The organism is Pseudomonas sp. SDO5591_S426 (assembly GCF_054070755.1).
This window is the reverse complement of record NZ_JBSVXD010000212.1, coordinates 1-9,048: the sequence shown is the minus strand read 5'-3', so window position 1 is coordinate 9,048 and position 9,048 is coordinate 1. Positions and strand designations below refer to the sequence as shown.

10 protein-coding genes are annotated in these 9,048 nt (G+C 59.8%); 6 read left to right on the top strand and 4 right to left on the bottom strand.

What is annotated here, in order from left to right:
• Nucleotides 1-73: 73 nt before the first annotated feature.
• Nucleotides 74-829, bottom strand: coding sequence for a spermidine synthase (locus ACW9JC_RS26295; protein WP_338582249.1), 756 nt, complete (start codon nt 827-829; stop codon nt 74-76).
• A 114-nt stretch (nt 830-943) separates the two neighbouring features.
• Between ACW9JC_RS26295 and ACW9JC_RS26290 the strand changes: the two genes are divergently transcribed.
• On the top strand, nt 944-2,290 hold the full coding sequence (locus ACW9JC_RS26290; protein WP_419709156.1) for a class II 3-deoxy-7-phosphoheptulonate synthase: 1,347 nt from the start codon (nt 944-946) through the stop codon (nt 2,288-2,290).
• 112 nt (nt 2,291-2,402) lie between these two features.
• On the opposite strand, the gene ACW9JC_RS26285 is transcribed toward ACW9JC_RS26290, so the two are convergent.
• Nucleotides 2,403-3,632: a winged helix-turn-helix domain-containing protein gene (locus ACW9JC_RS26285; RefSeq protein WP_457458638.1), complete on the bottom strand. Its 1,230-nt coding sequence runs from the start codon at nt 3,630-3,632 to the stop codon at nt 2,403-2,405.
• Between the two features lie 79 nt (nt 3,633-3,711).
• Complete coding sequence (locus tag ACW9JC_RS26280) at nt 3,712-3,927, bottom strand: DUF1127 domain-containing protein (RefSeq protein ID WP_457458636.1); 216 nt, start codon at nt 3,925-3,927, stop codon at nt 3,712-3,714.
• Nucleotides 3,928-4,022: 95 nt separating this feature from the next.
• Between ACW9JC_RS26280 and ACW9JC_RS26275 the strand changes: the two genes are divergently transcribed.
• A complete protein-coding gene (locus ACW9JC_RS26275; protein WP_457458634.1) occupies nt 4,023-4,877 on the top strand; it encodes a LysR substrate-binding domain-containing protein in 855 nt (284 codons plus the stop codon).
• On the opposite strand, the gene ACW9JC_RS26270 is transcribed toward ACW9JC_RS26275, so the two are convergent.
• A complete protein-coding gene (locus ACW9JC_RS26270; RefSeq protein WP_457458632.1) occupies nt 4,867-5,616 on the bottom strand; it encodes a sulfite exporter TauE/SafE family protein in 750 nt (249 codons plus the stop codon). The genes ACW9JC_RS26275 and ACW9JC_RS26270 overlap by 11 nt on opposite strands.
• Before the next feature lie 109 nt (nt 5,617-5,725).
• On the opposite strand from ACW9JC_RS26270, the gene ACW9JC_RS26265 reads away from it, so the two are divergent.
• The 4 genes from ACW9JC_RS26265 to ACW9JC_RS26250 all read left to right on the top strand — a co-directional run bounded on the left by ACW9JC_RS26265 (nt 5,726) and on the right by ACW9JC_RS26250 (nt 9,033).
• On the top strand, nt 5,726-6,682 hold the full coding sequence (locus tag ACW9JC_RS26265; protein WP_457458630.1) for a LysR family transcriptional regulator: 957 nt from the start codon (nt 5,726-5,728) through the stop codon (nt 6,680-6,682).
• Nucleotides 6,683-6,752: 70 nt separating this feature from the next.
• Entirely contained in the window at nt 6,753-7,217 is a 465-nt protein-coding gene (locus tag ACW9JC_RS26260) for a MarR family winged helix-turn-helix transcriptional regulator (RefSeq protein WP_448108827.1), read from the top strand.
• Between the two features lie 345 nt (nt 7,218-7,562).
• The gene (locus ACW9JC_RS26255; RefSeq protein ID WP_457458628.1) at nt 7,563-7,982 is read left to right on the top strand and encodes an organic hydroperoxide resistance protein; all 420 of its coding nucleotides are present in this window, start codon (nt 7,563-7,565) and stop codon (nt 7,980-7,982) included.
• A 37-nt stretch (nt 7,983-8,019) separates the two neighbouring features.
• A complete protein-coding gene (locus ACW9JC_RS26250) occupies nt 8,020-9,033 on the top strand; it encodes an alpha/beta hydrolase fold domain-containing protein (RefSeq protein WP_457458626.1) in 1,014 nt (337 codons plus the stop codon).
• The last annotated feature ends 15 nt before the right edge of the window (nt 9,034-9,048 follow it).

Here is a 9,048-nt window from a genome sequence, read left to right as displayed (position 1 = left end):
GATCTTTTGATCATGAAGAACAAAATCAAAAGATCGCAGCCTTCGGCAGCTCCTACAGGTGTGGTTGTATTCCTTATGTCGCCGGGCGAATAGCCTTGATCAATGTCTGCAACGAATACCCCAACCGCGGCGCCAACTCTTCAGCCCGGGCCGTCAGCCCTTCCATATCCAGTTCCTGATCCAGCTCCGAAGGCACAATCAGAATCACATTGCCCTCCTTCACCGGCAGCTCCCAGTAATGCCGATGGTAAAGCCCACGCAGTAACGCAGCGCCCAACGGCTTGCCATCGTCGGTGGCCCATTGGTTGATCACCAGCCAGCCGCCCGGATTCAGGCGTTTCTGGCAGTTTTCCAGGAAGGTCCAGGCCAGATGGCCGACACCCGGGCCGACGTCGGTATAAAGGTCGACGAAAATCAGGTCCGCAGGCTCGGCGGTGTCGAGCAGTTCCAGCGCATCGCCCACACGGATATACAGGCGAGGGTCGTCATCCAGCCCCAGATATTCGATAGCCAGGCGCGGTACATCCGGGCGCAACTCGATGGCTTCGACGTCTTCCAGCGGCAGGAACTTGAGGCAAGCCTGGGTCAGCGTACCGGCGCCGAGGCCGAGGAACAGCGCGGTTTCCGGTTGTTCGTGGCACAGCGCACCGATCAGCATCGCCCGGGTGTAGTCGTATTCGAGCCAGCTCGGATCGGCGGTGAACACGCAGCTTTGCTCGATGGCATCACCGAATTCGAGAAAACGATAGTCGGCCACTTCCAGCACGCGAATCACGCCAAATTCGTCCTGCACCTCGGCGAGCAAATGCTCGACGCGCTCCTCAGTCATCTCGTCTTCCGATTGTCAGCGGCAAAACCGCGATTGTCGGCCAAGCGACGGGAACAGGTCACGCACTAATTGCTGATAACATGGCTGCCCGAGCGTAAAACATTAGAGACCGTGATGAGCCAACCCTGGAGCCCTGACAGCTGGCGCGCCTTGCCGATCCAGCAACAACCCCAATATCCCGACGCCGCGCATTTGCAGCAGGTCGAGCAAACGCTGGCTAGCTACCCGCCGCTGGTGTTTGCCGGTGAAGCCCGGGAATTGCGCCGTCAGTTTGCCGAAGTGACCCAGGGCCGCGCGTTTCTGTTGCAGGGCGGCGACTGCGCCGAAAGCTTCGCCGAGTTCTCCGCCGCGAAAATCCGCGACACCTTCAAAGTGTTGCTGCAAATGGCGATCGTCATGACCTTCGCGGCCGGCTGCCCGGTGGTCAAGGTCGGGCGCATGGCCGGCCAGTTCGCCAAGCCGCGCTCGGCAAACGACGAAACCATCGACGGCGTGACCCTGCCGGCCTACCGTGGCGATATCGTCAACGGCATCGGTTTCGACGAAAAAAGCCGCGTGCCGGACCCGGAACGCCTGCTGCAGTCCTATCACCAGTCCACCGCGACCCTGAACCTGTTGCGCGCCTTCGCCCAGGGCGGGTTTGCCGACCTGCATCAGGTGCATAAGTGGAACCTGGACTTCATCGCCAACTCGGCGCTGGCGGAAAAATACAGCCACCTGGCCGACCGCATCGATGAAACCCTGGCCTTCATGCGCGCCTGCGGCATGGACAGCTCTCCGCAACTGCGCGAAACCAGTTTCTTCACCGCCCACGAAGCGCTGCTGCTGAACTACGAAGAAGCCTTCGTGCGTCGCGACAGCCTGACCAACGACTACTACGACTGCTCGGCCCACATGCTGTGGATCGGCGATCGCACCCGTCAGCTCGACGGCGCCCACGTCGAATTCCTGCGCGGTGTGAACAATCCGATCGGGGTCAAGGTCGGCCCGAGCATGAACCCTGAAGACCTGATCCGCCTGATCGACGTGCTCAATCCGGACAACGATCCGGGTCGCCTGAACCTGATTGCGCGGATGGGCGCGAACAAGGTTGGCGATCACTTGCCGCAACTGATTCGCGCCGTGCAGCGTGAAGGCAAGCAAGTGCTGTGGAGTTCCGACCCGATGCACGGCAACACCATCAAGGCCAGCAGCGGCTACAAAACCCGCGACTTTGCGCAGATTCTGGGTGAGGTGAAGCAGTTCTTCCAGGTGCACGAAGCGGAAGGTTCGTATGCCGGTGGTATCCATATCGAAATGACCGGGCAGAACGTCACCGAGTGCATCGGCGGTGCGCGGCCGATTACCGAAGATGGTTTGTCGGATCGTTATCACACCCATTGCGATCCGCGGATGAATGCCGATCAGTCGCTGGAATTGGCATTTTTGATTGCTGAGACCCTTAAACAAGTTCGGCGGTAGATAGCGTGAAGACTATCGCTGGCAAGCCAGCTCCCACAGGATTTGTGCCGTACACATAATTTTTGTCCGGCGCGGTCACTGTGGGAGCTGGCTTGCCAGCGATGGCGTCAGCTCAGTCACCCTCAATCTGTGCCAAAGCCACCCGCAAGCGATCCGCACTCGCCCGCGGGCAGTTCAACTGAACCTGCCCCAACCCCAACCAATCCGCCATCCGCCGCAGATTCGCCGCCAACGCCAGCATCCCCTCGTCATCCAGCCCCGCCTCTTCCTCATGCACCGCATGCACCGCCAGCCGACCCGCCGCCCGCTCGGCACGCAGATCGACACGCGCGGCAATCCGTTCGTTGTGCAAAAACGGCAGCACGTAATAGCCATACACCCGTTTGTCCTGCGGCGTGTAAATCTCCAACCGGTAGCGAAAATCGAACAGACGCTCGGTGCGGCTGCGCTCCCAGATCAGCGAATCGAACGGTGACAGCAACGCACTGGCCTCGACCTTGCGCGGCACTTTCGGCTCAGGGAGACAATAGGCCGGTTGCTTCCAGCCCTGAACGTCGCATATGACCAATTCGCCCGCCTCGACCAGTTCCGCCAGACGCGGACGACTGTCCGAAGGGTTCAAGCGAAAATAGTCGCGCAAGTCCTTCTCGGTGCCCACGCCCAAAGCCGTCGCGGCATGCAGTAGCAATCCTCGCTGGGCCTCGGCTTCATTGATCAACGGCTGCGCCAGAATCGCCGAAGGAATCACCCGTTCCGGCAAATCATAGAGCCGCTCGAACCCGCGCCGCCCGGCCACCGTCACTTCTCCGGCAGCGAACAACCATTCCAGCGCATGTTTTTCCGCGCTCCAGTCCCACCATGGTCCGGCCCGCTCCTGACGGGTCGACAGGCTGCCGGCGCCTAGCGCGCCCTGCTCCTCAACCGCGGCCAATACCCGGCGAATCGTGTCCTGCTGCTCACGACCAAAACGCGCCAGTTGCTGATAGATGTCTTCGCCACGGGTTGCGCGCTGCATGCGCCAGCGCATCAGCGGGTACATCGACAGGGGCAACAACGAAGCTTCATGGCCCCAGTATTCAAACAACGTGCGACCACGCCCCGAACTCCAGGCAGCCTGGTCGAGCAAGTCAGAAGAATAGGAACCCAGACGGGAAAACAGCGGGAGGTAGTGCGAGCGCACCACAGCGTTGACGGAATCGATCTGCAGGATACCCAGACGTTCGATCAGACGGTTGAGCCCGGAAGCCTTGATCGTCGCTGGCGACTGGCGCCCATTGAACCCTTGGGCGGCCAGTGCCAGACGCCGAGCCTGTTTGAGGGTAAAGGACAACGTTGCGGGCATGAGCATCTCCTTGTCTGCTCGCAACCTACCTCACCGGTAAGTGGTTTGTGTAGCGCCGCATTTATCATTTATTGATGGATCATTTATGCATCGGGTCGCTCCAGAACGGCTTGATCGACTCGTGCTCGACGTCCGCCCGACTCATGCCGATGTCCTTCAATGCTTCATCGCTCAAGCTTGCCAGCAGTTCGCGCTCGCGATGCAGCTCGTACCAGCGGCTGATCTTGTGCAGCAGATCGGAAATCAGGTGAACCGAATGGTGTTCTGCGCCTTGGAACTCATGTTGACCTTTCATCTTGTTGCCCTCCGTTTGGATGGCTCCAATATCGCGCCGGGTCTAAGATCAATCCAACAAATGTTTCTGATGGCAACCATCTCGGAGATTGATGTATGTCGAGCTACCCGACGATCGATACCGAAGTGCTGCGCACCTTTGTCGCGATTGCCGACCAGGGCGGCTTTACCCGCGCCGGTGAATTGGTCCATCGCACCCAGTCGGCCGTCAGCATGCAGATGAAACGGCTGGAAGAAGATGTGTTGCAGCGTCAGTTGTTCCAGCGTGACGGACGGCAGGTGCGGCTCACCGCCGAGGGCCAGGTGCTGCTGGGTTATGCGCGACGCATCCTCAAGTTGCACAGCGAAGTGTTCAACACTCTGCGCGAACCGGACATGATCGGCACCGTGCGCATCGGTACGCCGGACGATTACGTGATGCGTTTTCTGCCGGGGATTCTGCGACGGTTTGCCCAGTCTTATCCGCTGATCCAGATCGAAGTGCATTGCGAATCATCAAAACAATTGCTGATGCGTCAGGATCTGGACCTGTCCATCGTCACCCGTGAGCCGGGCAGCGAAATCGGCCAGTTGTTGCGCAAGGAACGTTTCGTCTGGGCCGAAGCGCAATGCTACAGCGCCCATGAGCAAACGCCGCTGCCGCTGGCAATGTTCAATAGTGATTGCTTCTGCCGCTTGTGGGCCTGCAATGCCCTCGATGCCCAGGGCCGCGATTACCGCGTGGCGTACAACAGCGACAGCCTGTCGGCGATCATGGCGGTGGTCAGTGCCGGTCTGGCGGTCACCGCGCAACTGGAAAGCCTGATCACCCCGGACATGCGCATCCTCGGTGAAGCTGAAAATCTGCCGCTGCTACCGGAAGCCAGCATCATGCTCGTGCGCAACCTGCATAACCCGTCGCCGATTACCGAATGCCTGGCCGAACACATCATCGAAGGCTTCAAACTTTAAAGGCGAGCATCACCGCACAGAGCACTAGAAAACCGCAGAACAGCGCGCGCAGCACGCGTTCCGGCATGGCGTGGGCGACCTTCACGCCCCAACTGATGCTCATCAGGCCGCCAACCGCCAACGGCACGCCAATCATCCAGTCCACCTGATGATGTACGGCATAAGTGACCAGCGTGACGCCGGTACTCGGTAGCGCAAGCGCCAGCGACAAGCCCTGGGCGACCACTTGAGTGGTGCCGAACAGGCTGGTCAACACCGGCGTCGCCACCACCGCCCCGCCCACACCAAACAATCCGCCCATGGTGCCGGACGCCGCGCCGAGTACACCCAGCCAAGGCCACGAGTAATTCATCTGCGAAGAAGCCGGTGCGCTGGCGAAGAACATGCGCACCAGGTTGTAGGCCGACAGCGCGATGAGGAACGCGACAAAACCGATACGCATGGTTTGCGCGTCGATGCCCACCGCCCAGATCGAACCGATCCAGGCGAAGCAGAAACCCATCGAGGCCAGCGGCAGCGCGTGGCGCAATTCGATCTTGTTGCGCTGGTGATAGCGCCACAGCGCCAGCATCACGTTCGGCACTACCATCACCAGCGCCGTGCCTTGGGCAATCTGCTGGTCAAGGCCACACAACACGCCCAGCAGCGGAATGGCGATCAGGCCGCCGCCGATGCCGAAAATTCCACCGAGCGTGCCCAACGCAGCGCCGAAGACCAGATACATCAAAAACTCAATCACAGTGATTTCCTCTCAAATCAGGCCGTTAATCCTACGCAGTTGGTTATGGCTCGGAAACGCATAGCAACGCACAATGGCTTTGCCAAACTCGCATAAGCGCAGGACCGCCATGAACCCGAATCAACTCACCGAACAGCTGGGCCTGTTTCTCGACGTGCTGGAAACCGGAAGTTTTTCCGCCGCGTCACGTCGTCATCCGCTGACCCCCTCAGCGGTAGCCCGGCGTATCGATAGCCTGGAAAGCGCGGTCGGCAGTCAGTTGTTCATTCGCAGTACACACGCGGTACGCGCCACGCCGGCGGGACTGGCGTTTGCCGAGCGCGCGCGGCGCATCGTCGCGGAATTGCGTTTGGCCCGTGCTGAAGCGGTTTCTCTCAGTAGCGCGCCGGAAGGTCTGATTCGAATCGATGCTCCGGCCGCGTTTGGCCGGCGGCATCTGGCCCCGGTAATTGCCGATTTTCTGATGTTGTATCCCGGCCTCGACGTGCAGCTACATCTGATCGACAGTTTCGTCGACATGCAGGGCTTGAACCTTGGCAAGGTCGATCTGGTGCTGCGTGCCGGGCAACTGGCCGACACCCGTTTGGTCGCCACACCGCTGGCGAGCATAGTGCGCATCGCCTGCGCCAGCCCGGACTACTTGCAGCGCCGTGGCGTGCCAACCGACCCGGCGCAGCTGATTGAACACGACGGCCTAGACTGGGATGGCCTGGCCCCGCCCTTTGCCTGGCGCTTCGAACGGGACGGCCAGATGCAGTTGTATCGCCCATCGCGGGTGCGCATGAGTGCCAACAATGCCGAAGCACTGGTCTGCGGCGCACTGGCCGGTTTGGGCATTGCGCACTTGCCGACATGGCTGGCCAGCGAGTACCTGTTGCGCGGTGAACTGGTGCCGCTGTTCTGCGAAAACGGCCTGCCCAAGCCAGAGAGCGCCGGCATTTATGCCTTGCGCCTGCAGCAGCAACCCAATTCCCGCAGTCGGTTGCTCCTGGAATACCTGAAAACGCGCTTCAGCCCCATTCCACCGTGGGATCTGGTGCTGCAAACCCAACTGCACCACCACTAGTCCAGAATTATCTGGCGCATTAAAGATTTGCCCGCTAGATTCATGACGATCACTGATCGAAGGCTTCGAAATGACCACCGAGCGCAACACCCCGGACAACTGCGACGACCTGCTGCTGGACAACCAGGCCTGCTTCGCCCTGCACTCAACTTCGCTGATGATGACCAAGGTCTACAAACCCTTGTTGCAGGCGTTGGGCCTGACGTATCCGCAATACCTGGCGATGATGGTGCTGTGGGAACAGGACGGTTTGACCGTAGGCGAAATCAGCGCTCGCCTGCTGACCGATCCCGGTTCGCTCACGCCGCTGCTCAAACGCCTGGAAGTTGAGGGTGTGCTCAGCCGCACCCGTAGCCGTGAGGACGAGCGTGTGGTGATCATCGAACTCACCGAAAAAGGTCGCGCCTTGCGCGACAAGGCCCGAGGCATTCCGCAGTGCATCCTCGGCGCCAGCGGCATGACCCTGGAGCGATTGCAGAAACTGCAAGCGGAGCTGCAAGAGCTGCGTCGTCACCTGCAAGAAAGCCTGATCTGAAGAACGCCATCAATTCCTGTGGGAGCGGGCTTGCCCGCGATTGCGGCACGTCATTCAACATTGTTGTCGACTGACAGAACGCTATCGCGGGCAAGCCCGCTCCCAAAATGATCACTTTGCTATCTGAAATATTGCCCTTTCCGAAATTTTTTTCGACCTTCTTATCCCTCACTCCGCAGCTCTAAATCAAAGCTTCCATTCAAAATCGGCGCACCACGACGCCATTGAACATCGTTCTCTTCAAAAATTTATCTTGCGCGCTAAACATTAGCGCGATACATTCATCTCGCACTTACTTGGCGCGCAAACATTTAGCGCAAATCAAACCCGAACGAGGCTTTCACCATGCAAACTCTCTACACCGCAATCGCAACTTCCACCGGTGGCCGTGACGGTCGTGCGATTTCCAGTGACAACATTCTCGACGTCAAACTCGCTACCCCAAAAGAACTCGGCGGTGCTGGCGGTGCGGCAACCAACCCTGAACAACTGTTCGCCGCAGGCTACTCGGCCTGCTTCATCGGCGCCCTGAAATTCGTCGCCAGCCAGACCAAGCGCAGCATCCCGAACGACGCGTCGATCACCGCACACGTCGGCATCGGCCAGATCCCTGGCGGTTTCGGTCTGGACATCGACCTGCACATCAACCTGCCGGGTCTTGAACAAGCCGATGCACAAACCCTGGTCGACGCTGCCCACCAGGTCTGCCCGTACTCCAACGCCACCCGTGGCAACGTCGAAGTGCGCTTGCACGTCACCGTCTAACCACCGATATCCACTCAGGCCCGAACAGGAAATGAACATGAACACTTTCAGCAAAGTCTTGACCGGTACCCTTCTCGCTCTGTCCGTCCACAGTGCATTTGCCGGCGACGTTGAACACAACACCCAGGCATTTCTCGATGTGCTGAATGCCGGCACCGGCAAACCGATGGAGCAGATGACGCCTGCCGATGCCCGCGCCGTGCTGGTGGGTGCGCAGGCCGGGGTCAAGCTGACGCTGCCGAAAGCCGATGTCAGCCAGAAGACCATTCAGGTCGACGGCCAACCACTGAGCTTGACCATCGTCCGGCCGGCCGGGGTCAAGGGCGAGTTGCCAGTGTTCATGTTCTTCCACGGTGGTGGCTGGGTATTGGGGGACTTCCCGACCCACGAACGACTGGTTCGTGACCTGGTTGTCGGTTCGGGTGCAGCAGCGGTTTTCGTCAATTACACACCGTCGCCGGAAGCGCATTACCCGGTGGCGATCAACCAGGCTTACGCCGCGACTAAATGGGTGGCCGAGCACGGTAAAGAGATCAACGTCGATGGCAAACGCCTGGCCGTGGCCGGCAACAGCGTCGGCGGCAACATGGCAGCCGTGGTCGCCCTGATGGCCAAAGACAAGGGCACACCGGCGATCAAGTTCCAGGTACTGCTGTGGCCGGTGACCGATGCCAACTTCGATACCGGTTCCTACAACCAGTTTGCCGAAGGGCACTTCCTCACCAGAAACATGATGAAGTGGTTCTGGGACAACTACACCACCGATGCCAAACAGCGTAACGAGATCTACGCCTCACCACTGCGGGCAACCCCGGCACAACTCAAAGGCTTGCCACCAGCCCTGGTGCAAACGGCAGGCGCCGACGTACTGCGCGATGAAGGCGAAGCCTACGCCCGCAAACTCGATGAAGCCGGCGTGCCGGTGACCTCGGTTCGCTACAACGGCATGATTCACGACTACGGTTTGCTCAACGTGGTGAGCCAGGTGCCGGCGGTGCGTTCGGCGATGTTGCAGGCTTCGCAAGAGCTGAAACAACATCTGAAGAAGTAGCTCCCCCACTGTAGG

Bases quoted from the DNA above. Each gene is read 5' to 3' on its own strand.
- ACW9JC_RS26295 (WP_338582249.1), bottom strand. From the start codon at position 829: ATGACTGAGGAGCGCGTCGAGCATTTGCTCGCCGAGGTGCAGGACGAA.
- ACW9JC_RS26290 (WP_419709156.1), top strand. From the start codon at position 944: ATGAGCCAACCCTGGAGCCCTGACAGCTGGCGCGCCTTGCCGATCCAG.
- ACW9JC_RS26285 (WP_457458638.1), bottom strand. From the start codon at position 3,632: ATGCCCGCAACGTTGTCCTTTACCCTCAAACAGGCTCGGCGTCTGGCA.
- ACW9JC_RS26280 (WP_457458636.1), bottom strand. From the start codon at position 3,927: ATGAAAGGTCAACATGAGTTCCAAGGCGCAGAACACCATTCGGTTCAC.
- ACW9JC_RS26275 (WP_457458634.1), top strand. From the start codon at position 4,023: ATGTCGAGCTACCCGACGATCGATACCGAAGTGCTGCGCACCTTTGTC.
- ACW9JC_RS26265 (WP_457458630.1), top strand. From the start codon at position 5,726: ATGAACCCGAATCAACTCACCGAACAGCTGGGCCTGTTTCTCGACGTG.
- ACW9JC_RS26260 (WP_448108827.1), top strand. From the start codon at position 6,753: ATGACCACCGAGCGCAACACCCCGGACAACTGCGACGACCTGCTGCTG.
- ACW9JC_RS26255 (WP_457458628.1), top strand. From the start codon at position 7,563: ATGCAAACTCTCTACACCGCAATCGCAACTTCCACCGGTGGCCGTGAC.
- ACW9JC_RS26250 (WP_457458626.1), top strand. From the start codon at position 8,020: ATGAACACTTTCAGCAAAGTCTTGACCGGTACCCTTCTCGCTCTGTCC.